Annotated in this window: 18 protein-coding genes; 8 read left to right on the top strand and 10 right to left on the bottom strand. The window is 41.8% G+C overall.

What is annotated here, in order from left to right; genetic code table 11:
* The first annotated feature begins 2 nt into the window (after positions 1-2).
* The 3 genes from AAW12_RS21575 to bglX all read left to right on the top strand — a co-directional run bounded on the left by AAW12_RS21575 (position 3) and on the right by bglX (position 5,337).
* Positions 3-1,433 (top strand): RagB/SusD family nutrient uptake outer membrane protein, encoded by a 1,431-nt coding sequence (locus tag AAW12_RS21575; RefSeq protein WP_046675750.1) that lies wholly within the window; start codon positions 3-5, stop codon positions 1,431-1,433.
* Between the two features lie 76 nt (positions 1,434-1,509).
* Positions 1,510-2,895, top strand: coding sequence for a glucoamylase family protein (locus AAW12_RS21570; protein ID WP_046675749.1), 1,386 nt, complete (start codon positions 1,510-1,512; stop codon positions 2,893-2,895).
* Positions 2,896-3,060: 165 nt separating this feature from the next.
* Positions 3,061-5,337 carry a beta-glucosidase BglX gene (bglX, locus tag AAW12_RS21565; RefSeq protein ID WP_046675748.1) on the top strand — a complete coding sequence of 759 codons (2,277 nt, stop codon included), beginning with the start codon at positions 3,061-3,063 and terminating at the stop codon, positions 5,335-5,337.
* A gap of 84 nt (positions 5,338-5,421) precedes the next feature.
* Here bglX and AAW12_RS21560 read toward each other — a convergent pair whose 3' ends face one another.
* The 4 genes from AAW12_RS21560 to AAW12_RS21545 all read right to left on the bottom strand — a co-directional run bounded on the left by AAW12_RS21560 (position 5,422) and on the right by AAW12_RS21545 (position 12,993).
* The gene (locus AAW12_RS21560) at positions 5,422-6,786 is read right to left on the bottom strand and encodes a sulfatase-like hydrolase/transferase (protein ID WP_084823278.1); all 1,365 of its coding nucleotides are present in this window, start codon (positions 6,784-6,786) and stop codon (positions 5,422-5,424) included.
* A gap of 43 nt (positions 6,787-6,829) precedes the next feature.
* Positions 6,830-8,440 (bottom strand): RagB/SusD family nutrient uptake outer membrane protein, encoded by a 1,611-nt coding sequence (locus AAW12_RS21555; RefSeq protein ID WP_046675746.1) that lies wholly within the window; start codon positions 8,438-8,440, stop codon positions 6,830-6,832.
* Between the two features lie 32 nt (positions 8,441-8,472).
* Positions 8,473-11,568: a SusC/RagA family TonB-linked outer membrane protein gene (locus AAW12_RS21550; protein ID WP_053003920.1), complete on the bottom strand. Its 3,096-nt coding sequence runs from the start codon at positions 11,566-11,568 to the stop codon at positions 8,473-8,475.
* Positions 11,569-12,006: 438 nt separating this feature from the next.
* Positions 12,007-12,993, bottom strand: a complete 987-nt coding sequence (locus AAW12_RS21545; protein ID WP_053003919.1) for a hypothetical protein — start codon at positions 12,991-12,993, stop codon at positions 12,007-12,009.
* A gap of 226 nt (positions 12,994-13,219) precedes the next feature.
* On the opposite strand from AAW12_RS21545, the gene AAW12_RS21540 reads away from it, so the two are divergent.
* Both AAW12_RS21540 and cydB read left to right on the top strand, forming a co-directional pair.
* Positions 13,220-14,557, top strand: coding sequence for a cytochrome ubiquinol oxidase subunit I (locus AAW12_RS21540; protein ID WP_046675745.1), 1,338 nt, complete (start codon positions 13,220-13,222; stop codon positions 14,555-14,557).
* Between the two features lie 6 nt (positions 14,558-14,563).
* Positions 14,564-15,640 carry a cytochrome d ubiquinol oxidase subunit II gene (cydB, locus tag AAW12_RS21535; protein WP_046675744.1) on the top strand — a complete coding sequence of 359 codons (1,077 nt, stop codon included), beginning with the start codon at positions 14,564-14,566 and terminating at the stop codon, positions 15,638-15,640.
* A 9-nt stretch (positions 15,641-15,649) separates the two neighbouring features.
* On the opposite strand, the gene AAW12_RS21530 is transcribed toward cydB, so the two are convergent.
* From AAW12_RS21530 to AAW12_RS21510, 5 genes are all read right to left on the bottom strand, one after another.
* Positions 15,650-16,276: a LuxR C-terminal-related transcriptional regulator gene (locus AAW12_RS21530; protein WP_046675743.1), complete on the bottom strand. Its 627-nt coding sequence runs from the start codon at positions 16,274-16,276 to the stop codon at positions 15,650-15,652.
* 12 nt (positions 16,277-16,288) lie between these two features.
* The gene (locus AAW12_RS21525; protein WP_046675742.1) at positions 16,289-18,253 is read right to left on the bottom strand and encodes a sensor histidine kinase; all 1,965 of its coding nucleotides are present in this window, start codon (positions 18,251-18,253) and stop codon (positions 16,289-16,291) included.
* Between the two features lie 358 nt (positions 18,254-18,611).
* The gene (locus tag AAW12_RS21520; protein WP_046675741.1) at positions 18,612-19,166 is read right to left on the bottom strand and encodes an NADPH-dependent FMN reductase; all 555 of its coding nucleotides are present in this window, start codon (positions 19,164-19,166) and stop codon (positions 18,612-18,614) included.
* Positions 19,166-19,663, bottom strand: coding sequence for a DUF2480 family protein (locus AAW12_RS21515; protein WP_046675740.1), 498 nt, complete (start codon positions 19,661-19,663; stop codon positions 19,166-19,168). Before AAW12_RS21515 ends, AAW12_RS21520 begins: the two co-directional genes overlap by 1 nt.
* A 1-nt stretch (position 19,664) precedes the next feature.
* Complete coding sequence (locus AAW12_RS21510) at positions 19,665-20,291, bottom strand: superoxide dismutase (RefSeq protein ID WP_046675739.1); 627 nt, start codon at positions 20,289-20,291, stop codon at positions 19,665-19,667.
* A gap of 189 nt (positions 20,292-20,480) precedes the next feature.
* Here AAW12_RS21510 and AAW12_RS21505 point away from each other — a divergent pair, with 189 nt between their 5' ends.
* From AAW12_RS21505 to fabF, 3 genes are all read left to right on the top strand, one after another.
* Positions 20,481-21,107, top strand: a complete 627-nt coding sequence (locus AAW12_RS21505) for a helix-turn-helix transcriptional regulator (protein WP_046675738.1) — start codon at positions 20,481-20,483, stop codon at positions 21,105-21,107.
* 84 nt (positions 21,108-21,191) lie between these two features.
* Entirely contained in the window at positions 21,192-21,785 is a 594-nt protein-coding gene (locus AAW12_RS21500) for a TetR/AcrR family transcriptional regulator (RefSeq protein ID WP_046675737.1), read from the top strand.
* Between the two features lie 59 nt (positions 21,786-21,844).
* Complete coding sequence (gene fabF / locus AAW12_RS21495; RefSeq protein ID WP_046675736.1) at positions 21,845-23,083, top strand: beta-ketoacyl-ACP synthase II; 1,239 nt, start codon at positions 21,845-21,847, stop codon at positions 23,081-23,083.
* 694 nt (positions 23,084-23,777) lie between these two features.
* Here fabF and AAW12_RS21490 read toward each other — a convergent pair.
* Positions 23,778-25,259 (bottom strand): SusD/RagB family nutrient-binding outer membrane lipoprotein, encoded by a 1,482-nt coding sequence (locus AAW12_RS21490; RefSeq protein WP_046675735.1) that lies wholly within the window; start codon positions 25,257-25,259, stop codon positions 23,778-23,780.
* Between the last annotated feature and the right edge of the window lie 6 nt (positions 25,260-25,265).

Here is a 25,265-nt window from a genome sequence, read left to right as displayed (position 1 = left end):
CAATGAAAATTAACAAACTTTATATAGCAATTCTTCTAAGTGGGGGCATTGCATTGCAAGGCTGTAAAGACAACAACTTCTTAGATGTACCTTCTAAAGAATATGTTGAAGCCGAAGATAGTGAAGAAATCTACACACCCGAGCAATTTGTCAATGGTGTATATGGAATGTTTACTGACTGGGATTATTCTTTCTCTTACATTGGTATCACGGACATGCTTTCCGATAATGCGGATAAAGGTAGTTCAGCTACAGATGCCGGCGGTGACAAACTAAGTTTAGACGAGTTGACTTACACTTCAACAACGGGTTCCTTTCTTTCCATGTGGACACGTTGGTATAAATCCATAGGACGGGCTACACAAGCTATTGCATACACAGAAAAATTTGGACTGACAGACGAAGCTTATAAAAACAGATTGATTGCCGAAGCTCGTTTTCTGCGTGCATTGAACTATTTCTATCTTGTCCGCGGATGGGGCGACGTTCCTATCCAAGAACGTGATTTAATAAAAAGAGAGCCCGCAGCTGAAGTTTACGCCTATATTGAAGCGGATTTACAATTTGCGATCAACAATCTTCCACTCAAATCTGCCTATGCTGCAAAAGATTTAGGTAGAGCGACCAAAGGTGCCGCACAAGGGTTATTGTCAAAAGTCTATTTGTATCAAAGCAAATGGCAACAAGCTGCCGACATGGCGAAAACTGTCATCACATCCGGAGGATACAGTCTCGAACCGGATTACGCAACAATTTGGCGATTAGCTGGGGAAAATGGTCCCGAATCATTATTTGAATTTCAAGCAAGGGGTACCTCTATCGCACACGGTATCCAACAATATAGTCAAGTACAGGCACCCCGTGGTGGAGCGGTCAACTTAGGTTGGGGTTTTAATATCCCAAGCCAAAACTTATTGGATGCCTTCAATGCCGAAAAAGACAATATCCGTCGCGATGCAACAATTATTTTCAGGGGCGAAACCCTGTACGATGGCCGTCTGATTGACAATGGTGTAGAAAACCCAATGTATAATGAAAAAGCATATTCCTCAGCAAATGGAGGTGCCGCTGACGGTGATAAAAACGTACGTTACCTCCGTCTGGGTGAAATTTATCTTATCCTAGCCGAAGCAGCAAATGAAGTTGGCAATAGCAGCGAAGCACTAAATGCATTGAATGCGGTACGGACACGCGTAAAATTAGCCAACGTAACAACAACCGACCAAGCGCAGCTCCGTCAATTGATATGGAAAGAAAGACGTCTTGAATTGGCATTTGAACACGACCGTTGGTTTGATTTGGTGCGTACAAAACAGGCAAAAACAGCTATGGCAGCCAATGGAAAAAATTTCCAGGATAAAATGATGCTCTTCCCGATTCCAGAGAATCAACGTATCCAGACACCGGAAATGCCTCAAAATACCGGTTGGTAATCCTTTTTACAAAATAACTCCGTTCAAGCGGCCTTGCGCCGTTTGAACATTTTTTCAAGAATTAAACAACATATCCATGAGAAAACGAATAGCATATTCAGCACTTAGCGGTATAGCTTTGGCGCTTATTCTCAGCAGTTCGTGCCAAAACACTGTTAATAGCAGTCCAGACAGTCCCTCAAAAATTGATTCGACCAGAGGAAGCAAGATCAATGAAGATTCGTTACTGACCACTATTCAACAACATACCTTTCAATATTTTTGGGAAGGTGCCGAACCTACCTCTGGTCTCGCCAAGGAACGCATCCATATGGATGGTGTCTACCCGCAAAATGACCGTAATGTTGTGACCATAGGTGGCAGCGGCTTCGGACTCATGGGTATGATTGTCGCCATGGAGCGTGGATTTATCAGCAAAGAACAGGGTATCCAAAAATTGAACCACATTATGGATTATCTAGGCAAAATCGAGCGGTTTAAGGGAGCCTGGGCACACTGGTATGATGGCGATCTGGGCACAGCGAAACCCTTCAGTGAAAAAGATAATGGTGGCGACATTGTCGAAACGGCTTTCTTAGCTCAGGGATTAATCGCTATCCGGGAGTATTTAAAAGATAAAGGTGAATCCGCTCAATTGGTCGCTCAAAAAGCAGACAAACTATGGAAAGAAATCAATTGGAATCACTATACAAATGGACAAAATGTTATTTATTGGCATTGGAGTCCAAAATTTAACTTCCAGCAAAATCATCCCGTCAGAGGATACGACGAGTGTCTTATTACCTATATTTTAGCAGCCTCCTCGCCTACTTATCCGATTGCACCCCAGGTATATCACGAGGGTTGGGCAAGATCTGGTGCAATTAAAACCACCGCTACAAAATATGACATTCCTCTCGTGCTGAAGCACAATGCCAAAGAAGGTGAAGTGGGCCCGTTATTCTGGGAACATTACTCCTATTTAGGATTGAGCCCCAAAGGATTAAAAGACCAATATGCAGATTATTGGGAAGCAACAAGCAACCACGCCAAGATAAATTTGGCATACGCCGATCTGAACCCGAAAGGCTATACAGGTTACGGTTCAACGAAAGGCTGGGGCTGGACGGCCAGCTATTCCATCAACGGCTACGATGCACACCACCCCGATAACGATCCAGGTGTTATCTCACCTACAGCGGCTTTATCGTCTATGCCCTACACCCCAAATGAAAGCATACAATTTGCACAATATTTAAACAATCAACTAGGCAATAAAATCTGGGGTAAATATGGCTACTATGATGCCTACAGTGAAACGGCAAATTGGTATCCACAACGTTACTTAGCCATCGATCAGGGGCCTATTATTGTCATGATCGAAAACTACAGAACCGGAAAAATCTGGGACCTATTTATGCAGGCCCCAGAAATTCAACAAGGACTAAAAAAACTCGGTTTCACCAGTCCTTATTTAAAATAGTGGTCTATGGAATCATTTTCAATCCGTCACACGTTGAAAATGGTTCCTTCCACGAAAATAACAGGACATCCGATCAAGAAAACTCAGGGATCATCTTGAACACTTAACATAAACTTACCCTATTGCGCGGAAAGCAAAATCCATGCGCACAAAAAAAATAATACGATGAAAAAAGTAGTAGGTACTTTCCTTCTTGCATTGCTAGCCTGGCATACAAGTCCAGCGCAATCCAATCCCAAAATGGACAGGTTCATTGATCAACTTATGGCTAAGATGACTGTCGAAGAAAAGATTGGGCAACTTAATTTGGTAACCGGTGGCGAAGCGACAACTGGAACCACTGTATCCACCGATGTGGATACCAAAATTAGAAACGGTCAAATCGGTGGTATTTTCAGCATGAGCACACCAGCGAAAATTCGCAAAACGCAAGAAATAGCCGTCAAGCAGTCCCGCTTAAAAATACCCATCATTTTTGGGATGGATGTCATTCACGGTTATCGTACGGTATTCCCAATTCCCTTAGGTCTTGCTGCTACCTGGGATATGAACTTGATTCAACAATCGGCACGTATTGCCGCCGAAGAAGCTACCGCCGATGGAATTAATTGGGCATTTTCGCCCATGGTCGATATCTCGCGCGATCCACGCTGGGGCCGTATTTCCGAAGGTGCGGGTGAAGATACCTATCTAAGCTCGCGGGTTGCCGAAGCCATCGTCCATGGCTTCCAAGGGGATAACCTGGCAGCACATAACACCATGATGGCCTGTGTCAAACATTTCGCCTTATATGGTGCAGCCGAAGGTGGTCGTGATTACAATAGCACGGATATGAGCCTTCATCGCATGTACAACGAATATCTACCTCCTTATAAAGCAGCGATAGATGCGGGAGCAGGAAGTATCATGACTTCTTTTAACGATATCAATGGTGTCCCTGCCTCGGCAAATAAATGGTTAATGACGGATGTCTTACGTAAGCAATGGGGCTTTAAAGGATTGGTCGTAACTGATTACACTGCTGTAAACGAATTAACAGCACATGGCCTCGGTGACCTACAACAGGTCTCGGCCTTAAGCCTGAATGCTGGCGTTGATATGGATATGGTTGGTGAAGGGTTTCTGACGACACTAAAAAAATCTTTAGATGCGGGCAAGGTCAAAATAGCAGACATCGATAGGGCCTGCCGGTTTGTTTTGGAAGCCAAGTATAAATTAGGCTTATTTGACGATCCCTACCGCTATTGTGACGAAAAACGGGCAAAAACTGTAATCGGATCGGCTGCCAATCATGCCAAAGCCCGGGAAATTGCAGCAAAATCTTTTGTCTTGCTGAAAAATGAAAACCAAGTACTTCCATTGAAAAAAACAGGTACAGTTGCTGTCATTGGTCCATTGGCCAATTCAGGTCCAAATATGCCCGGAACGTGGAGTGTCAGTGCTGAATTGGACAAAACAGCCTCTTTAGTTGAGGGAATGAAAGCCGTGTTGGGTAATCAAGTCAATATCCTTACACACCTAGGTAGCAATCTGTTGGAAGATCCAATTTACCAAAAGCATGCAACCATGTTTGGCCGTACAATAGCACGCGATTCGCGAAAAGAAGAGGAGATCATCGCAGACGCCGTAAAAGTTGCTCAACAATCCGATGTGGTCGTGGCTGCTCTTGGTGAATCATCAGAAATGTCGGGTGAAAGCTCCAGTCGCTCCGAATTGGACATCCCGAAAAATCAACAGAACCTGTTAAAAGCATTACTGGCAACAGGAAAACCAGTTGTATTGGTGTTATTTACGGGTAGACCACTTACGCTTACCTGGGAAGATGCTCACGTACCAGCCATATTAAACGTTTGGTTTGGCGGAACGGAAACAGGAAAAGCAGTAGCCGATGTCTTATTCGGGGACGTCGTTCCCTCAGGTAAGATTACGGCCACCTTCCCACGAAATGTCGGTCAGATTCCGATCTATTATGCGCACAAAAACACCGGTAGACCCTACGGAAACTCGGGCGATTTTGAAAAATTCAAATCCAATTATCTCGATGTAAGCAATGCCCCACTCTACCCTTTTGGTTATGGATTAAGTTATACGACGTTTACCTATGGTGAAATTCGTCTTGACCGCAACACAATTGACGATAAAGGTACGCTGCAAGCAAGTATCGACATCCACAATACAGGAAATTATGATGCGGAAGAAACCGTGCAGCTCTATATCCAGGATGTTGTTGGTTCTGTCACGCGTCCTGTAAAAGAATTAAAAGGCTTTCAAAAAATATTTCTCAAAAAAGGAGAGCAAAAAATGGTAAACTTTAACATCAAAGTAGATGATCTCAAATTTTTTGACAACAATCTGAATTATGTTGCCGAACCAGGAACTTTCAAAGTCTACATTGGTCCCAACAGCCGTGATGTCAAAGAAAAAGAGTTTGAATTGCTTTAAATCTATTGCATCTCTATAAAAAAACAAGGCGGCACTTCGAAAATAAGTGCCGCCTTGTCTATGTTTAGTCATTGCTATTGCTAGCTACTTCATATTCCCATCAAAGCTTTCAAATAATAAACGTAATTCCGCCGCTTTTTCTGGATATTCCGTTAAAATATTGGTTCTTTCACTTGGATCCCAGGCAATGTTATGTAATTCTTCAATAGCATCATAAGGTTTACCCGAAATCTGATTGACTCCACCCGCTATCCGACGATACTTCCAGTCACCTGACCGAACCGCCTCAACATGTCCATAATTCACCAAAAATATCGGTCTATGTGCTGTTTTTAAATCTTCCGATTTGCCGTTTAACAAAGCATCGATCGCTTGACCATCAATGGATTTCTTCGGCAAGGATGCACCGGTCCATTTAGCGATGGTCGGCAACACATCCAAGTTGCTAATTGCCTGTCGAAGAACTTTCCCTTCTTGAGCATAACCTTTTCCATAAACAATGAACGGTACACGGACACCACCTTCTGTTGTTTCGGCTTTTGACCCTTTGAAGACACCTGCAGTACCCACGTGCCAGTTCTTTGTAGCGTGATCGTCAGACATTCGCGATGGATAAGCTATCCAGGGACCATTATCACTTGAAAAAATTAAAATGGTGTTATCGGCGAGGCCTTTTCGCTCAACCGTTTTCCAGAGCTCCGAAAAATTATGATCCAGCTGTTGCATCACCGCACCCAGAGGGCCTGCGTTTTGCTGATCTGCAAATCGGTTCTTTTTATTGGCAAATGCCAAAGGAAGATGCGGAAAATTATGCGCATAATATAAAAAGAATGGATGATCTTTATCTTGATTTTCAATAAACTTCACTGTTTCTTTGTGATAAAGTGCGCTCAGGTCCGAATCGTCGGGTGCCAGGACTTCAGGTTTCCGATTCCGGAAGATCTTAATGACAGAGTCGGTCTTTACATAAGGATCGCGGTAGTCGTGGCTATACAGCATGCCATAAAAAGAATCGAAGCCTTGCTGATTAGGATGATGGTAAGTTTGTTTATCTCCTAAATGCCATTTTCCGACCAATGCTGTCCGATAGCCTACCTTTTTTAATAATTCGGCAATCGTTTCCTCCTCATCAGGCAAGCCTAAATCTGATCCCGGACCGATTGGTGCTGGAAGATTATAACGTGAAGCATATCTTCCGGTTAATAAAGAAGCTCTTGAAGGTGTACACGAGGGCGTAGAAACCATAAAGTTTGTTGCTCTCACGCCCTTACTGGCGATCGAATCCAAAAAGGGGGTTGAGATATTCGGACTTCCATAACAGCCAATGTCGCTATAACCGAGATCATCGGTCAGAATTAAGATAATGTTAGGCTTCTTTTGCTGGGCATTGGCAAAAGCCACCAGTAAAAATAAGGCTACAGCGGTCATAAGTTTAGTATATCGCATCATAGTTGTATGAGTTAATTGGGTTCGTGCCACAAGATAACAATTTTTACCAATTTTGATTCTGTTTTAAATTCGGATTGAGGTTAATTTCCCGTTGTGGAATCGGCCAGAGATAATGCTTTTTCGCATCAAAAACACGGCTTTCGGAGGCTGCTTCAACGACAACAGTCTCTCCGTTATTGTTTTGATACGTGATGCCATATACTTTACCGGGAACAACCTTTTCGGCAGTTTTCCATCGTCTTATGTCCGCTAGATGCAATCCTTCAAATGCCAGTTCCACTGTACGCTCCCGACGAACCAGCTGACGAAGTTGTTCCTGATTTACTTGATTACTTACTATTGGAAGTTTTACATCCGTTCGCGAATTTCTAATTTGGTTGATCACATCGTAAACACTGGCATCGACCTCCCCGAGCTCAATCTTTGCTTCCGCATAGGTCAATAATATTTCAGCATAACGTAATAGTATAATATTCAGACCACTTTTAGAAGGGTTTGCCAAATCCTTTTTATCAATATACTTCTTTATATTGAAACCTGTTGTGGAAGCAATATAGGTGCTCCCCACAGCATCAGCAGTCCCACTATTGGGTGCGGGATGAAAAATAGCCCCATTCGGAAGCGGATCGCCGTCCAAAAAAATTGAGAAAGCAAGCCTCGGATCGCGATTTTTATAGGGATTTTTGGGATCATAACCACTATTGGCATCCGTAATTAAATCCCCTTTAGATGTGGTATAGCTATCGACCAAGGCTTTGGTAGGCACATAGGTACTCTGCCCATTTTGTTGGCTATAGGAGGCTAAGAGGTTAAAGACACTTTGCGTGTATATATTCTCCAGAAATTGCTTATCCAACAATACCTCTTTGTTATTTTCAGCTGCATACGTAAACAGATTTGCGTACGAAGGGTAAAGCTCGAATCGTTTGCCATCGATAATCGTTTTTGCTGCCTTTGCTGCTGCTGCAAAACGTCCTGCATATAAATCCGACCGGGCTTTCAGGCCCAATGCGGCCCAACGGGTTATGCGTCCGATATCGTTACTGGAGTAGCTTTCAGGCAAACTTGCCGCAGCCAGTTCCAATTCGCTGTCGATAAAATCATAGATTTCAGATAGCGTCGCTTGTTGTACTTCTCTTCCTTCCTGTAGTGTCAATGGTGCCTTTACCAGAGGAACTGCACCGAATAAATAGGCCAATTTGATATATTGATAGGCTCTTAACACGCGCGCTTCGCCGATATATCGAGCAATCAATGTTTCATCTTTGCTGCCCTCGATTTTACCAACATTCGCCAAAAAGTAATTGGCTGCACCGATTCCTTTATAGGCACTGCTCCAGGTGTTGTACAACCGGGAACTTGAAGCATCATAGGTACCCAATTCAATATAGGCATCCACAGCGAAAGGCTGATTGACATGGGCTATATCCGTCAATGCATCGGAATAGAAGATTTCTGCTCCATCCAGGTCGTTGTAGAGCGCATTTACAGCTAGCTCCGCATCGGCTTGGCTCTTCCAAAATATATTTTCCGACAGGCGGTCGGTAGGTACAGCATCTAACAGATTCTTATCACAGCTAATCAGCATAAGCGAAAACAGTCCGAAACTGAAAATCAGGTTTCTTTTTTGATATAGATAGTTGTAAAATTTCATTCGTTTTCAATTATATATTATTAACAATCACACTACAGCGTCAAATTGACGCCCAGTGTATAAAGGCCGGTTTGCGGATAATATACCGCTCGTCCAGATTCAGCTTCAGGATCCAGGTTCCATTCATTCAATTTTGAAATTGTCCATAAATTCGTCGCGGATAGGTATACCCGAAGTTTGTTGATTGCTGTCTTTCCGATAGCATGTATTGGCACTGTATATCCAACCTGTATGTTTTTCAACCGCAGGTAAGAACCGTTAACCACTAAACGGTCCGAGGTTGCGACATTACGCAAATCATATTTGACCACGCGCGGAAAGCGTGCATCCGTATGTGTTGGTGTCCAATAATCGTTTGTAAATATTTCGTGTGTAAAGCCTTCCTGATTTCCCATCTCAGCCAATGCTCCTGACAATCGGGTATCGACTTTTGCTGCACCTTGAAAGAGCAGATCAAGATCAAAATTCTTAAAGGTGAAACTCCCGTTAATTCCGAAGGTATATTTGGGGAAAGAGTTGCCAATAGCGGCCATGTCATTTGCATTGATCACCCCGTCGCCGTTCAAATCCACATATTTCACATCCCCGGGCTTCGTATTTGTAGCATACGTAGCACCATAAGCTTTAATTTCCTCCGCAGACTGAAAGAGACCATCGGTCTTATATCCCCAAAGTGTGTTGATCGGAAGTCCTTTCGCAATAATATACCTTGGGTCAATATCCGATCCGGCAATGTAGGGTCCAGTACCTTTTAGATCGGTTACTTCATTATGGTTGATACTTAAATTTGCATTCAGCTGGTAAGCAAAAGCCCCAGGCGCACTTGGTCTTTTCTGATAATTTGCGCTGAATTCCCAACCGCTATTCAGTACTGTTCCCGCATTTTGGGGTGAAGGCTTTAATCCCAAAACGGCAGGAATATCCAGATTCAGTAGAATATCGTCAGTTACCTTTTTATAGTAATCCAAGGTAAAAGTCAAGCGATTGTTTAGGAAAGCGGCATCCAAGCCCAAATCATACTGCATCGTAGATTCCCAGCCCAATTGCTGATTGGCATAACTGTCCAGTCGATAACCCTGTACAGATTTACCCCCAAAATCATATCCTGCCGCAATGAGGGCAGAATAATAACTATACAAATCTACCGATTGGTTTCCTGTCTTTCCCCAGGAAGCACGCACTTTGAATTCGTTCAACGAATTTCGAATAGGTTCCCAAAAGTTTTCTTTGGATAAGAGCCATCCTGCTGATGCCGAAGGGAAAAAACCATATTGCTTGTCGCCCGTAAAACGGGATGAACCATCGTAACGCCCATTCACTTCGAGCAGATACTTGCCATCCCAATCGTAATTTACCCGACCAAAAAACGAACGCAAGCCATACTGCACATCATATCCATTATTGTTTTTGGTCGCATCATCGGCTCCTTGTCCGATAGAGGTGATATCATTATTGTAGAATCTTTCGCGATAAGCCGTTAAGTAATTTTGATAATTGTGAATCTGTGAATAGCCAACAAGTGCCTTAATATGATTTGGCCCAGCCGCCAATTGATAGGTCAACAGATTGTTCCATGTATACTCGCTGCTATTATCACGAATTTCGTTTAATGAATTGATCGGAAAACTTTTTACAATACCTGTATTTCGGTCCTTATTGTCAAAAGCGTTCAAAAAGGTTTTGGTATTATTTAGGTTCACTCTTACACCAAATTGGGACGTAAATAACAAATTTCTCCACAATTGAATGTCGGTTTTAACGATGGAGCTTAAGTAGTTTTCATTAACCTTTTTAAAACCACTTTTCTCAATCAGCATTAAAGGATTATTTCCTTGTGTACTTAATCCGTAAGTACCATCATCATATTTAGGCACCACCCACATCGAGCCATGGAGAAAGTTATTGATCGGATCACGTCCGGGCTCGGCGGCTTTACTATATCGGTAGTTTATACTTCCCGTAAAATTGAGCCAAGAGCTTGCTTTATAATCGTTGTTTAGCCTAATATCCGCCAGTTCAGCGCCATAATGATCAATAATACCATCCTGTTTATTATAACGAACCGCCAATCTAGAACGTAGAATGTCATTTCCCCCTGCGAATGACAAGGCATGGTCCTGCTGCGGAGCAGTTCTCAACAATGTATCAAACCATGTATTGGGCAGTGGATATTTTTCACGGTCCGTGGAAGTCCGATATGCCGCTATTGATTCGTCAGTAAATCGCGCCGGCACCGCCAGCCCCGCGTTACGGTAGGCGTCCTGTTGCAGTTGGAGGTAGGATACGGCGTCCATCTGCTTTGGGGTGTTGATTGATTTTTGTAAGGCGTAATAGCCATTATAATCAATCACAACATGGCCAGATTTTGCACTTTTGGTGGTTACAATAATTACACCGTTGGTCGCACGTGATCCATATATCGCCGTGGAAGCCGCATCCTTCAGGACTGAAATTGAAGCGATATCATTGGGGTTTAACTTGGACCAGGGTTGTTCAATTCCGTCCACGATAACCAAAGCATTATTCTTGCTGAGATCATATCCACTGGTGCTGCTCGAATTGGTATTAAATGTCGTCAGTCCTCTGATTCGAATATTGGCAGCCGATTGCCCTGGTTTTCCACCAAGGTCTTGAACAGTCACCCCCGGTAGTAAGCCCTGCAAAGCCTGCTGTGTATTTGAGACAGGCCTTTTCGTCAGTTTATCACCTTCAATACTGGCGATTGAATTGGTCAACGAGATCTTCTTTTGTGTTCCATAGCCAACAACGACCACCTCATCCAGGTCCTGTGTAACTGGCTCTAATTCAATTTTTGTGGGAGATTCGGAAACTAACAAGGTCTTTTTCTTATAGCCAATGCGCGAGAGTGTAATGGAAAAGGGTAATTTCTGTCCCGTTACAATTTGAAAAAAACCTTTTTGATCTGTTGTAACAACATGCGTTACAGCTTCGAGTTGAATGGTTACGCCTTCAAGAGGCTGCTTACGCTGACCATCATATACATAGCCTGATAAGGAAGCATTGACAATCGGTTTAACATCTGTTTGTGCATATACCTGATGCCCAACGCCAGATAACAATAAACATAGCGACAAGGTAGAATACCGGAGTACCCTAAGATTTTTCATAGATAAAGTATTAATGGTGAATACGAACAAGTGCCAACGCCAATCGAAAACTTGTTTTTATTTTGAAGACATGAGGGGAAGCGAGCGCCTCCCCTGCTGTCAGTTTGAGAAAAGATAAGGGAAATTATCCTATAAGGCACATTCGCATCTTTCTTACATCAGGGGATTTAGCCTTCAGAGACTTTGCAGTAATACTTACGAAAAATGTGCTTTTACTAATATTGATATGTTCCATAATAATGTGTTAATACGTCACGCTGAAAAGTATGCTATACTTTCAACAGCGACCTGTTATCTTCTCACAAATATAGAAGTAATTTTAATATAATCTACCAATTCTATAGATTTTATTAAAATAAATGTACGAGACCTGCAGAGGGATAATATAAGCAAACTGTAGATGTAAAAGATTGCCGACCAAGGATAAGCAAAGGGCTGTTATTTTAAAGTTTTTAGATAGGTTTTAATCAGCAGGATGCCTTCATCATGCAGTACGGTGGTTCCCTTTTGAGGCATATGCATCTCTCCCAATGTAGACATCCGTCCAATAATCTTCGCTTGTTTCAACCAAATTCCAGTTTCATGCATGGGGCTTTCATAACGAAGATCCAGCATGGTCATGTAGGCTGTCCCTTTCGGATTGTGACAATGGGCACAGTTGATTTCCAAATAAGCTCGCGCACGACTTGCAGTTGATTGCGCAAGGTCATCATAACTCGGTAAATTCGTGAAGCTTTTGAAGGACTTCAGATCGAGAGCCCCCTGTTTGGTCAACTGCACCAGTTGCTGAATGCTGTCACCATCGTGACCGATTATCCGGTTCAGATTTCTAATCTTTGGACCTATCGGAAACAGCTGATTTCCTTGTCGATGGCATGCCATACAATCGTTTCGTGAAGGAATAATATAATTTGTTTGTCGCTCGTCACCTTTGCTGTCCAAAAACGAAACATGCACGGAAGCACTGTCCATCAACAACAAAGCTTCATCTTGGGCTGCATTCCATTGATAGGTTGCTGCATTCCACTGTCCGTCTTTATAAATCAACAGCCGTGTTTCAAGCAATTGCTGTCGTACATCTCCGGCCGCATCTTTTTGCGGATAAAAAAATGTTTTGGCAATTAGGGTACCGTCGGGGAAGCTGGGCAAACCATCATCTGAGGCGATCATTTTTTTTCCCCTGGGAAGAAAGATGACGCGCTTTTTATCGGTATAGTCTGTAAATAAGGTGGAGGCTAATTCATAGGAAATTCCCTGGTCGTTTGGAACAAGATCAGCAATTTTGCCTTTGAATAAATTGTATTCAGATAATTTATCTCGAAACACGATATTATCTTTAGCGATTGTACCCCGCCCCGTATTATTCAATACAATAAAAAATATAGGTATCAATAGAATACCCATCAAAATCAGCACTTTCTTCATTTCCCTAATGCTCTTTTCTACCGTTCAAGTCCGTTTTAAATTCGGGCGAAGATAAGATAAAAAAGAGATTACGCTGATTGATATCTGCTATTGAGGTTCAGATTTTACAATGCGTACAGAAAACAATAAAAGTCCCGTTATTTTATCAAAAAATAAAACGGTTTCATGGATATATACGCGAATAAAAGGTTATATTTAGCTGTCTTTTAACCAAAACTTCGGCTACATGGAAGATATGATTCTCTATAATCGACTTCAGTTCGCATTTACGATTACATTCCATTATTTATTCCCTCAATTGACCATGGGTTTATCCCTCATGATCGTCTATTTCAAATGGAAATTTCTACGGACACAAAACGAAGATTACAACCATGCATCCAAATTTTGGATGAAAATCTTTGCGCTTAACTTCACCATGGGCGTTGTAACAGGTATCCCCATGGAGTTTCAATTTGGCACCAACTGGGCTAAATTTTCTGAACTTACGGGTGGTATTATCGGACAGACCTTAGCCATGGAAGGTATGTTTTCCTTTTTCCTGGAGTCATCATTTCTGGGGATGTTTCTTTTTGGAGAGAAGTTGCTGGGGCATAAGCTCCATTTTTTATCCGGACTCATGGTCTTTATTGGATCTTGGGCCAGTGGTTTTCTGATTATCGCCACACATTCCTGGATGCAGCACCCTGTAGGGTATGAGATTCTTGAAAACGGCAAATTTGTACTGAACAATTTTAGTGCATTATTCAGTAATCCATGGTTATGGCCATCTTATTTACATAATCAAGCCGCTTCGTTGGTGACCAGTTCCTTTTTTGTGGCTTCTATTGGATCTTTCTATCTCCTAAGTGACCGGCATAGTAAGTTTGGAAAGATATTCGTTAAAAGTGGCGTCATCTTCGGCGCCATTTCATCGGTTATGTTGGCATTTCCTACGGGAGACCTTGCCGCCAAAAACGTAGTCAAATATCAACCCGCAGCCTTTGCCGGCATGGAGGGCATCTTCAAAACGGAGCAAGGCGGATCCGAGATTATCCTGGTCGGCCAACCCGACATGGAAAACAAAAAGCTGGACAATAAAATAGCGGTGCCGAATGTCTTGAGCTTCCTCACCTACCAGCGCTGGGACGCAGAAATCAAGGGATTAAATGAATTTGACCAGTCCTTGCATCCAACCAACGTACCCGGACTGTATTACAGCTATCACATCATGGTAGGGCTGGGTACCATATTCATCGGCATTATGGTTCTTGGAGCGCTACTGCTTTGGCGGAACAAATTGTATCAAACCAAATGGTTATTGTGGATCATCATGTTTATGATTCCATTTCCATACATCGCGAATACTGCAGGTTGGTATACAGCTGAATTGGGGCGGCAACCTTGGCTTGTTTATAATCTCATGCGAATGGTAGACGGTGTATCCCCTACCGTATCTTCCGGAAATACATTATTTACCTTTCTCGGCTTCGTCGGTTTATACATTCTTTTGGGTTTGTTATTTCTGATGTTAGTCTTGAAGATCATTAGAAAAGGTCCTGAAACGACAGTTGCATTAACCTAATTAGCTATGGAAATATTCTGGTTTATCGTATTAACTTTTATGCTGGGAATTTATATCGTACTCGATGGGTACGATTTTGGAGCGGGAATTGTCCATCTATTCTTTGCTAAAACCGAACAGGAGAAAAAAGCTGTTACCAACTCAATTGGGCCGTTTTGGGATGCCAATGAAGTCTGGCTCATCGCTTCTGGTGGTGTCCTATTTTTTGCTTTCCCCACACTCTACGCCTCCTCCTTCAGTGGTTTCTACCTTCCCCTAATGCTTGTACTTTGGTTACTTATTTTTAGAGCAATAAGTCTTGAACTCAGAGGTCAGGTTCACCATCGTCTTTGGGAAGCTTTATGGGATAAGGCTTTTGGCCTGGCAAGCCTGTTGCTGGCACTTTTCTTTGGCGCTGCCCTGGGCAATGTCGTTCGCGGAGTAAACCTGGGTATGGTAGAGAATGGTGTATCCACCCAAGAGCCGCACTATTTCTTCTTGGCACTTTGGAACCCGACATTTGACCCATTAGCCCAACATCAAGGCATCATAGACTGGTTCACTATCATATTAGGTTTAGTTGCCGTCGTTACATTAACCATCCACGGCGCAGGCTGGGTCATTCTGAAAACATCCAGCACATTAAACACGAGACTAAAGAACATTGTTTTTAAGCTCAACTTTGTCTTGCTTATTCTTGTCATACTATCGGCCTATGTATGGCATTATGTGAAGCCCATCTCGCTAAACAATCTTCAAAATCATTATTGGCTATGGATATTCCCTGTGATTGCTGCCACTGGATTACTTGGACAATTTTGGATCAAAACCTTTAAAAAAGACGGTATTGGCTTCCTATTTTCATCGCTGTTCATCCTAGGTAGCTTTGCGACGACCGTTGCTTCCATGTTCCCGATAGTATTGCCTTCAACGAATGACGTAAACCCCTCCTTGACGATTCAAAATGCTGCTGCGCATGAATATGGTCTTTCCGTAGGTTTAGGCTGGTTTATGTTTGCCGCAATTCTGGTGATTGCCTATTTTATCATCCAATTTAGGGTCTTCAAAGGTAAGCTGGATGATGTCGGTTACGGTGAACATTAAGAGCGGTATCTATTCGAGTCCCAACAACTTATGTTTCATTGCCAGCTGTACGAGCTCAATCATATTTTTAACTTTGAATTTGGTCAGGAGATTGCGCCGATGCGTTTCAACCGTAACTGGACTTAAAAACAACTGTTCAGCAATTTGGTTCGTGGTAAGTCCCTTGGAGATCAACGTCAAAATTTCTTTTTCACGCTGTGTAAGCCGAGGTAGACCGCTAATCGTCGAAATTGCACCACGATAAAGTTCTTTTGCCCGATCACAAATGGCCTCTTTGCCATCGAGCCCGAGCTCTACACAGCGCAAGAATTCTTCGTTGGTAACGTCCTTTAAAATATAGCCATTTCCGCCAACCTGCATAAACTGAAAAATAAGGTTTCCATCGGCTAAATTGCTCAATGCAACAATGGGAATCGTCGGAAACCGTTTCCTCACCTGTGTACAGACATCCACCCCATTTGTCTTCAACAGCTGCATATCCATCAGGATGAGATCGGCTCCTGTGACCTTTAAAAATTCAATCAACGCAATCTCTTCCAAAAAGGGGTATACGAGATACCCATCCTGATTATTGAGAAAAGAAGCGACACCTTCCAACAATAAGGGATGATCGTCTAACACTGCAATTATCTTCATGACTCCGCCTATTTAAACAGTTACACCAATTTCGATCTGCGTTCCAGATCCAAGCTTACTCTGAATATCAATTGATCCATTGATCCATTTCACCCTGTTGACCATATTATTTAAACCCAATCCATAATTTAACACAGCAGAATCAAAGCCTTTGCCATTATCCTCAACGAGGATATGGAGTACTTCGTCCGATTTACTTACCTGAACGATAATTGAATCCGCATTGGCGTACTTTAGTGCATTTGAAATGGCCTCCTGAACAATTCGATACAGGGCCAATCCCTTTTGAAAATCCACATTCAATTCAGGCTCGTAGTTCTCAAACTGGATCGAAACGTTACTATTTTTCATCGCCATACACAATTGCTCCAATGCTGCTATCAATCCAAACTGACGCAGCGATTCGGGCATCAGGTTATGGGATATCCGTCTTACTTCACCTAAGATGTCGTTCAACTTCTGCGGCACTTCATCTGTCAAGAGTGTACTCTTTGCCATATCGCCGGCAATCTTAAATTTTAAACCTGTCAACATGCCACCTATGCTATCATGCAGATCTTGGGCAATACGATGACGCTCCTGCTCCTCTCCTTTTAGCATCGATTCCGAAATTTGCAACTGCTTTTCCTTTTCCATTTTGTCCAATGCGATTTCGTGATTGAGCTGTATCTGTGTGTTGAGCTTCCGTTGTTTTCGATAGGAAAAAGTAACAAATAGTACAATAAAGAAAAGCAAAACGGCAATACCCAAAACGAGGAAAATCCGAAATTGGTTGCGTTCCTTTTCTGCGCGCAGATTCAGAATCTCTTTTTCTTTTTCTACGGTTTTATATTTTGCTTCCATCTCATTCATTTTCTCCAACAATTGGACCTTCTGAATACTGTCGGATAGTGTATTTGCCTTATTGGACATCTTCAGCGCATCCTGATAATTACCCATCAGCTCATTTACAGCTGCCAGTTGACTGTACACAATTTTACTGTTGTAAAGATCTCGCGTTAATAATCCATTTTTAATGATTTCCTCCAACTGCAGTTTAGCATCAGCATACTTTTTCTGCAGGAGATACACATTAAACTTTCTGAACCGCATCATCTGGAATAATTTCCAATTGTTCATTTTCACCGACCAATCCAACCCGATATCCAGCAGACGAAGGGCTTCATCAGTCTGTTGCTTTGTGGTAAAATAAAGTGCCTCATTGTAATAATAATTGGGTAATTGCGAAGAATTTGGATAATCTTTCAAGAGCTGTTTGACTTTATCCAGTAGCACTCTTGCTTCTTTGGATTTCACCTGATAGCAATAATTGCTGACTGTATTGAGATAAGCCACCACAAGTGCAGCACTCGGTGGTTGCTGCTCGAGTTGCTTGATGGCCAATTGATGGTATTCATCAGCTTTTGTAAGCTGATTGGACGACATAAAGGTCATGCCGATCATTGTATTTATACTACCTTCCATAATGGGGTCATGTGCTTTGGCATAAGGCAAGCACTTCCCGTTTAGGATATCCAGAAAATCAGCAAATCCCTTTTTTGGAAACCGAATCAAGCCCAGATTATACCAAGCTTTAGCCAAAAGGCCCTGTTGAAAAGGTTTTTGCGCATTTCCAAGGAGGTCTACACATCGTTGGGCTTCAACTCCGGCATTTTTACTATCCAGAAATTGTCCATAATAAAAGCTTTTGTAGAGTGCCCCCATCGCCTGTAAACTCCGGAATGGTTTGGCGAAACGCTCCCCCTCCCGCATATGATCCCAAAATTTGGTCGTATCCCTAAATCGATAGTAATCTGCCAAATAAAAATACTGCATTGCCTTCACACTGTCATCCGAACTCGACAGCAATAACTTTTCCGCATCAGATCGATATCTATTCTCATCCAATGGCAGAAAACTCTGTGCAGTTACAAGATGCACAGTAAAGTATACTATAAAAAAGGCAATTATCTTCGTTAACTCTTTCAACTGAAACATTATCAATCCAATTTATTAATCACTTAAACAATTAAACTAAATGGGGCCTTTTCAGCCAATGGTTTCATAATATGCAACAACAAAGTCTGACGGTGGTTCAAGACTTTTCTCCACGTCTAAATTTGCGGTCGATTAGACTTCGTCAAAGTCGACAGTAGAAAATATAGGTCGGAAAACCGCATAGTCAATTAGCGGTTTAAAAAAACAAAGATATATCTCCGCGATGAATTGCTAAAGACATTCTTCTACTTTTTTTGAAATTAATTACCAGCATAAGATTAGTCTAATCTATTTAAATATAGGCTAAAACATCTTCCGTTGATAAAAAAGCCTCTCGAGCGCTCGAGAGGCTTTTTTATCAACGATATTCCTTGCTCTTTTTCGTAGCAATATCGATCAGCAAGTCAAGCTTACATTGGTAAGCCGAAGATACCACATTTGGATTATCCGGCTCAAAAAGAGTAGATTTCATGATAGGAACACTAAAAGGCAATGTCCAGGCGCGGAGCGACTTCGCGATAGCATCCATTGCATTAATACCCTGAAGCGCGTGCACGCCATCGGCCCAACACACTAGTCCGATATGTTTATCCGTCAGATAAGCCGGTTTATTTTTAGCACTGACTTCAAGCCAATCCAAACAATTTTTCATCACACCGGGAATACTTCCATGATAAAGCGGAGACAACCAAAAATGTACATCTGCTTCTAGAAACTGGGTATTCATAATCTTGACGGCATTGGGTATCCGATTGAGACTCAAATCAAATAAGGGTATTCCACTATCAGACAGGTTAAAAATCGTATTTTCAATACCTCGTTGGTTTAGTTGGTGGGAAAAATAGTGTGATAATTTTCCTGATGTCGATTCTTGCCTTCTTTCCAAGGCGCCATTGAATATTAATGCTTTCATTATACTTTCCCTTTTTTAAAAATAACTTTTGGCATACCAACCTCACCATACATCAAGGTCTGCACAATAGGAATCAAACGTTCCGTCGCCAACATATAAAGTGACGCCGGGATATTCGGACGGGCCCGTATGACAACTTTTTGCTGCTGAAAATGCGACAGATCCATTGCTTGCAAAGCCTGTATCCACAAATCTATTTCCAAAGCCTCTACCGTCTTAAAATCGTAATACGCTGCAACAGGATGAAGTTTTTCCGCCAGGGTCATATAGACCCAAGGCGGGATAATTGCGTCGACAGAACAGCTGATAGCAACCGCTTGATTTCGGAAAGCAGACCAGTCCACCGCGGTTAAAGCTTCTCTGAATTCCTTTTCTTTCACGATTGCTTCCCGATACAACAATGTTTTGATGTCAAAACTTTGGATGGCGAGATTGGACTTAAAATCAATCAGATCTAAAGCCAATATACCCGTGTTTTCAACTTTATTTATAAACATATCAAACCAAGCCTGCAATTACGGCATCATATTTTTGTTCAACAACAGACCAATCCAAAAGCGACCAAAATGCATCTAAATAATCGGCCCTTTTATTCTGATATTTCAAATAATAGGCATGCTCCCAAACATCGACACCCAAAATAGGGAACCCCCTGCCGATCGATTGTGTATCCATCAGCGGATTATCCTGATTGGCTGTTGCGACGACAGCTAAGGCACCAGAATGCTTGACATAGAGCCATGACCACCCCGAACCGAACTGCCCAAGCCCAGCATTTTTGATATTGGCTTTGAGCTCTTCTAAAGAACCAAAGGCAGCGTTTATCTCATCCGCTAACTTCCCTGTAGGTACCGTTTTTGGATTAGGCGATAAGATTTCCCAAAATAACGTATGGTTAAAGTGACCGCCGCCATTATTGCGGACTGCTGGGCTATATGTACTTATGCTTGTGAGTATATCCAACAGCGTGTCACCTTCGCTTTCCGTTCCTTCCAATGCCTTATTTAGATTGTCGACATAAGCTTGATGATGCTTTTGATGATGAATCGTCATGGTCTCGCGATCAAAATAGGGTTCAAGCGCCGCATAGGCATATGGTAACTGGGGTAATTGAAATTTGTGCATAGTTTTATTGTTTTTTATGATAAGTCAAAACTAGAGAATCAATTTTAATAAAACAACTAAATAGTTGTTTTATTAAAGTCATAAAACTAAATTCAAAAGGACTAAACCTGCATCTGAAACACATTTTAGAACAAAAAATAAAAATGCTATCTTTGTTGGCAGTACATAAAACAACTTTTTTATTGTCAAATGCAGAAAAGTCCAGCTGATCGAATATTGATGTTATTAAAAATGCGCCGAGAAGCCACAGCAGCTGTGATTGCAACAGCGTTGGCGATAACAAAAGAAGGCGCCCGTAAACATTTATTGAACCTCGCGAATCAAAAACTGATCGTCTCCGATGCCCGTAGCGAAGGTATAGGCCGCCCCTCGACTTATTACAGTTTGTCACCACAGGGCATGGCAAAATTTCCAGATAGTCACGCCGACATTACAGTACAATTGTTGCAGTCAATTAAACAGGTGCTTGGCGAGAATGCGTTGGATCTACTGATTAGTGACCGGGAGTCTAAGGTATACCAGAAATATACTGAAGCGCTATCAGGTATTGAATCCATTGAAAAAAAACTTGAAATTATAGCCGAAAAAAGAACAGAGGAAGGCTATATTGCTGAATGGAGGAAAGAAGCTGACGATTATCTTCTCATTGAAAATCACTGCCCCATATGTGCAGCAGCAACCGAATGTCAGGGATTCTGTCGTTCAGAACTGAATAATTTCCAGCAACTCATCGGTCCGGCCTATCGCATCTGTAGAACAGAATACATCATCGAAAACGCGCCTCGCTGTACCTATCGCATTTCAAAGACGAAATAAAACCAATTTCTAAGACATTCCTGCACAAATTACTAATATACCAAAAAGTATTTTTTATATTTGCATTAAAAGAACAGGAATAACATGTCAAAAGCAGAACAGACTCGGCAATATATCATTGAAAAAACTGCGCCCATTTTTAATAAAAAAGGCTATTTTGCGACTTCGCTCTCGGACATCTCGACAGCGACAGGATTAACAAAAGGAAGTATCTATGGTAATTTCAAGGACAAAGATGACCTGGCTACTCATGTGTATACCTATCAGAGCAAAAAAATCGCTGAAGCCGTTAATCAGCAGATTATACAGCAAAAAACAGCGTTAAAGAAACTCTTGTCTTTTCTAGATTTCTACAAGGAAAATTTCAAAAATATCGCAGCTTCAGGAGGCTGTCCTATGATGAACGCGGCCGTAGAGGCCGATGACTCGCTGTCTTTTCTAACACCTAAAGTCAAACGCTCTTTTGACCTTTGGAAACAGCGATTAATTCTAATTCTTGAAGAAGGAGTTGCTAGCGGCGAATTTAAACAGCATATTTCTACCGAAAATTATGCCATTACGTTTATGGCTATGGTTGAAGGCGGAATCCTGCTTTCCAAGATTTCCGGCCGAGCAAAAGATCTTGCCATTGTATTGGATAAAATGAAGGATATGGTGGATCGGGAGATCAAGGCATAATTTTTTTTACAAAAACAAATACCAATTGGTATATTAATAGATTTATATCAAAAAAAGAGATGAAAAGAGTAGTAATAACTGGCATGGGAACGATTAACCCGCTGGGAGAAAATATAGACATATTTTGGGACAACATTTTACGGGGCGAGAACCACACAACGCTTATTAGCCGTTTTGATGCCTCGTTGTTTCGAACACAGATTGCAAGTGAAATTAAGCATTTTCAACCCGAAAAATACTTAGATAGAAATGAGATTAAACGAAGTGATCTCTTTACGCAATATGCTTTGTACAGTGCAGCGCAGGCGATGGAAGATTCGGGTCTAGATCTCGATACCATGGATCCATTTGACATCGGTGTTATCTGGGGGGTTGGTCAGGGTGGAATGGAAACTTTCGAAAATGAAGTTGAGGCCTACGTAACGGGAGATTATAAACCGAGATTTAGTCCTTTCTTTGTTCCCAGACTTATCGTCAATATGGCTTCAGGCATGATTTCAATGAAATACGGCTTAAAAGGAATCAATTACACCACCGTATCGGCTTGCGCTACATCCAATACGGCCTTTATGGACGCCTTTAATTACATTAGGCTCGGCAAAGCCAAAGTCTTTATTAGCGGCGGTTCCGAAGCCCCCATCACCCCGGCTTCAGTTGGCGGCTTTTCTGCGATGAAAGCCATGTCGAGTCGGCATGATAGCCCACAGACTGCAAGCAGGCCCTTTGACCGCGATCGTGACGGTTTTGTCATGGGTGAGGGAGCTGGAGCACTCATCTTGGAGGAATACGAACATGCCAAGCAAAGGGGTGCAAAAATTTACGCAGAACTTGCTGGAGCTTCAATGACCGCAGATGCTTACCATATGACCTCTCCCCATCCTGAAGGGATAGCGGCAGCAAAAGCCATGTCACTGGCTTTGGACGAAGCAAAAATCATTGCGAGCCAGCTCGACTATTTAAATCTCCACGCGACTTCAACGCCTGTTGGTGATATTGCCGAACTTAAAGCCGTGCAACGGGCTTTTGGCAACTCAGGCAATCTTTGGGTCAGTTCTACCAAATCAATGACAGGCCATTTACTAGGAGCTGCCGGCGCTATCGAAGCAATCATTGCCATAAAATCCATCAACAATGATGTAATTCCTGCAACAATTAATATCGAAAATATTGATCCCGATATTCCCGAAGGAATTCATATTGTCGTCAATCAGCCCCTGGAAAAAACAGTTCAGACCGCAATGAGTAATGCTTTTGGTTTCGGTGGGCACAATTCGAGTATCGTCTTCAAAAAGATTTAATTTTTTTTGAAATAAATCTTGACAAAGTGTAATAAACACACTATCTTTGTAGTATCATAATTTAGGTTTATAATTGGTTATTTAAGGTTTTCATTCTCCCCGTTTGAAAACCTTTTTTTTTGCCTATTTTTTTTCGTCAATTGCAAGTATAGATCTGCTTTTTTGAATCGCTATTCCTGTTTGAAGGTCTTTAGGTTTATTTCCAGAAGTCGAATGGGTAGACAATTAGCATCACATCCACATATCAACTTAGAGCTAATCACAATTTTCAATCAATTTTTAGACAGTGCTTGTTCACTAATTATCCAGTCACTACTGAGCTATCACTGAACGAGCACTGAACAAGCACTGAACAAGCACTGAACAAGCACTGTCTAAAACTATAATATAATTCCTACTTGATCCACAGTTGATTCGAAAAAAATTAAGAGGAAAAAAGACAGGATCCCTTTGGTATTTCTATGCTTGGTTTTGGAGTTGCCCCCCGCTAAGTTATCCGCAAAAGGTCTGCAGTGTATAGAACGTGATCCTCAATTAGTCAGCACCAAAGAGAAGCCATTCTACCTGTCTTACACGTCCATTTGAATTCAAAATGTCGTAAACAAATATCTATTACTGACGGGATTTAAGGGTTATAAAAAAAGACAGCGAGACAACGGAAGTTGCCTCGCTGCGTAAAAATAAACATATGAAACTAAAATTTTCCTGTCCGTTTATCCCACCACATCTGTTCACCCCACACAAAATCTTTTACTTTAGTGGCTGCCGCTTCCACGTTGAGTTTATTATTTTGATATTCGCTATTAGGATAAGGAGCTCTCCATGGCTGATCATTATGCGCTGAACCATATACTGAGTTCAAAGAAGGGTAATTTGTTGTCGGCACACCTGTTCTTCGATACAAACTCCAAGCCTCATAATTTTCTTTAAAAAGTGCTACCCATTCATCCCACCAAATACGTTCTTTTGTATTATTCCATTTTCCAGCACCGGCTAGGTAGGTATCTATCCCGGTCTGAGAGACGCCATTTTCTTTCATAGAAAGATTTACCGCTTTTTCATAAGCATCTTTTGCTGTGATACCCACATTATAACCTAACATTGCTGCTTCAGCCAAACTATAATACGTTTCACAAGATTTATAAAAAGGAATAAACCCTGCAGGATCACCCATATATTTCTCTCCAATCCACGAAACAGACCGCAATACCTCTGGTCCTGATTTCGCCCCATTTGGATATCCTTTATAAGTATCTGCATCTGTCTTCTGAGCGATAGCAGCTATCCGCGGATCATTTGTGGTAACCATATGATCTATAAAAATATCTGACAATGCCCAGTTATCAATTCGCTTTCCATAGATACCCGAATTATACCAAGGTTCAAAATAAGGTAATGCACCAGGAAAATCAACATAACAATTTTCATCGTTACTCACGATTAATGGATATTTAGTTGGATTACCTGCGATTTCTTCTACTGTAGATTTAGCTAAACTGGAAGAAACCCCAGAGATACGGATTGCCATTCTCAATCGCAATGAATTACAGAATTTTTTCCACATCGCCATATCCCCGCCATAAATAACGTCGAAATCGCCTACATCGTCAGTCCCTATTCCTGCAGCCATTTCATCTGAAATCTTTTTCAGGTCAGCCATGATGGCAGGGTAGATATCTTCTTGTTTATCATATTTTGCGAGCAAGATACTTCCTTCATTTGGAAGCCCCTTAAGTGCTTCGGAATAAGGAATATCGCGCCAGCCTTCTGTCAACAAAAACCACATGTAATTCTGCCAAATTCTACCGATGGTCCGCACGTTTTTAAATGCTTCGGCCTTATCTTCGGTTTTGGCCAGCAGATCTTTGATCTGGGTATTATTATAATAACAATTATACCAACGATTCCCGTAGGTATTATTCGTTGGGATCAAGCCGGACATATAGTCCATATATTGAATTTTCACAATATAGCCCGCAAACGTTCCATAACCATCCACATCCCCTCCAAAGGATTCCGCAGTATTTCTTAATACATTGGTCAACATATTTCCTGGGGGTACATTTGGCAATGCATCTGGATCAACATTGATCTCATCAAAACTCTTGGTACACCCCGAAAAAAACATCATTGATGCCAAGGCAGGTATACTTAATTTTATAAATAAACTTTTCATAGTTTC

It is taken from the genome of Sphingobacterium sp. Ag1 (genome assembly GCF_000988325.1).
In the GTDB taxonomy this organism is placed as follows: domain Bacteria; phylum Bacteroidota; class Bacteroidia; order Sphingobacteriales; family Sphingobacteriaceae; genus Sphingobacterium.
Note: the sequence above shows the minus strand (reverse complement) of the source record. Positions and strands in the feature narration are given on the sequence as shown.

What these genes read in the sequence shown, in the direction of transcription:
- AAW12_RS21575 (WP_046675750.1), top strand. Translation starts at nt 3, where the DNA reads ATGAAAATTAACAAACTTTATATAGCAATTCTTCTAAGTGGGGGCATT.
- AAW12_RS21570 (WP_046675749.1), top strand. Translation starts at nt 1,510, where the DNA reads ATGAGAAAACGAATAGCATATTCAGCACTTAGCGGTATAGCTTTGGCG.
- bglX (WP_046675748.1), top strand. Translation starts at nt 3,061, where the DNA reads ATGAAAAAAGTAGTAGGTACTTTCCTTCTTGCATTGCTAGCCTGGCAT.
- AAW12_RS21560 (WP_084823278.1), bottom strand. Translation starts at nt 6,786, where the DNA reads ATGATGCGATATACTAAACTTATGACCGCTGTAGCCTTATTTTTACTG.
- AAW12_RS21555 (WP_046675746.1), bottom strand. Translation starts at nt 8,440, where the DNA reads ATGAAATTTTACAACTATCTATATCAAAAAAGAAACCTGATTTTCAGT.
- AAW12_RS21550 (WP_053003920.1), bottom strand. Translation starts at nt 11,568, where the DNA reads ATGAAAAATCTTAGGGTACTCCGGTATTCTACCTTGTCGCTATGTTTA.
- AAW12_RS21545 (WP_053003919.1), bottom strand. Translation starts at nt 12,993, where the DNA reads ATGAAGAAAGTGCTGATTTTGATGGGTATTCTATTGATACCTATATTT.
- AAW12_RS21540 (WP_046675745.1), top strand. Translation starts at nt 13,220, where the DNA reads ATGGAAGATATGATTCTCTATAATCGACTTCAGTTCGCATTTACGATT.
- cydB (WP_046675744.1), top strand. Translation starts at nt 14,564, where the DNA reads ATGGAAATATTCTGGTTTATCGTATTAACTTTTATGCTGGGAATTTAT.
- AAW12_RS21530 (WP_046675743.1), bottom strand. Translation starts at nt 16,276, where the DNA reads ATGAAGATAATTGCAGTGTTAGACGATCATCCCTTATTGTTGGAAGGT.
- AAW12_RS21525 (WP_046675742.1), bottom strand. Translation starts at nt 18,253, where the DNA reads ATGTTTCAGTTGAAAGAGTTAACGAAGATAATTGCCTTTTTTATAGTA.
- AAW12_RS21520 (WP_046675741.1), bottom strand. Translation starts at nt 19,166, where the DNA reads ATGAAAGCATTAATATTCAATGGCGCCTTGGAAAGAAGGCAAGAATCG.
- AAW12_RS21515 (WP_046675740.1), bottom strand. Translation starts at nt 19,663, where the DNA reads ATGTTTATAAATAAAGTTGAAAACACGGGTATATTGGCTTTAGATCTG.
- AAW12_RS21510 (WP_046675739.1), bottom strand. Translation starts at nt 20,291, where the DNA reads ATGCACAAATTTCAATTACCCCAGTTACCATATGCCTATGCGGCGCTT.
- AAW12_RS21505 (WP_046675738.1), top strand. Translation starts at nt 20,481, where the DNA reads ATGCAGAAAAGTCCAGCTGATCGAATATTGATGTTATTAAAAATGCGC.
- AAW12_RS21500 (WP_046675737.1), top strand. Translation starts at nt 21,192, where the DNA reads ATGTCAAAAGCAGAACAGACTCGGCAATATATCATTGAAAAAACTGCG.
- fabF (WP_046675736.1), top strand. Translation starts at nt 21,845, where the DNA reads ATGAAAAGAGTAGTAATAACTGGCATGGGAACGATTAACCCGCTGGGA.
- AAW12_RS21490 (WP_046675735.1), bottom strand. Translation starts at nt 25,259, where the DNA reads ATGAAAAGTTTATTTATAAAATTAAGTATACCTGCCTTGGCATCAATG.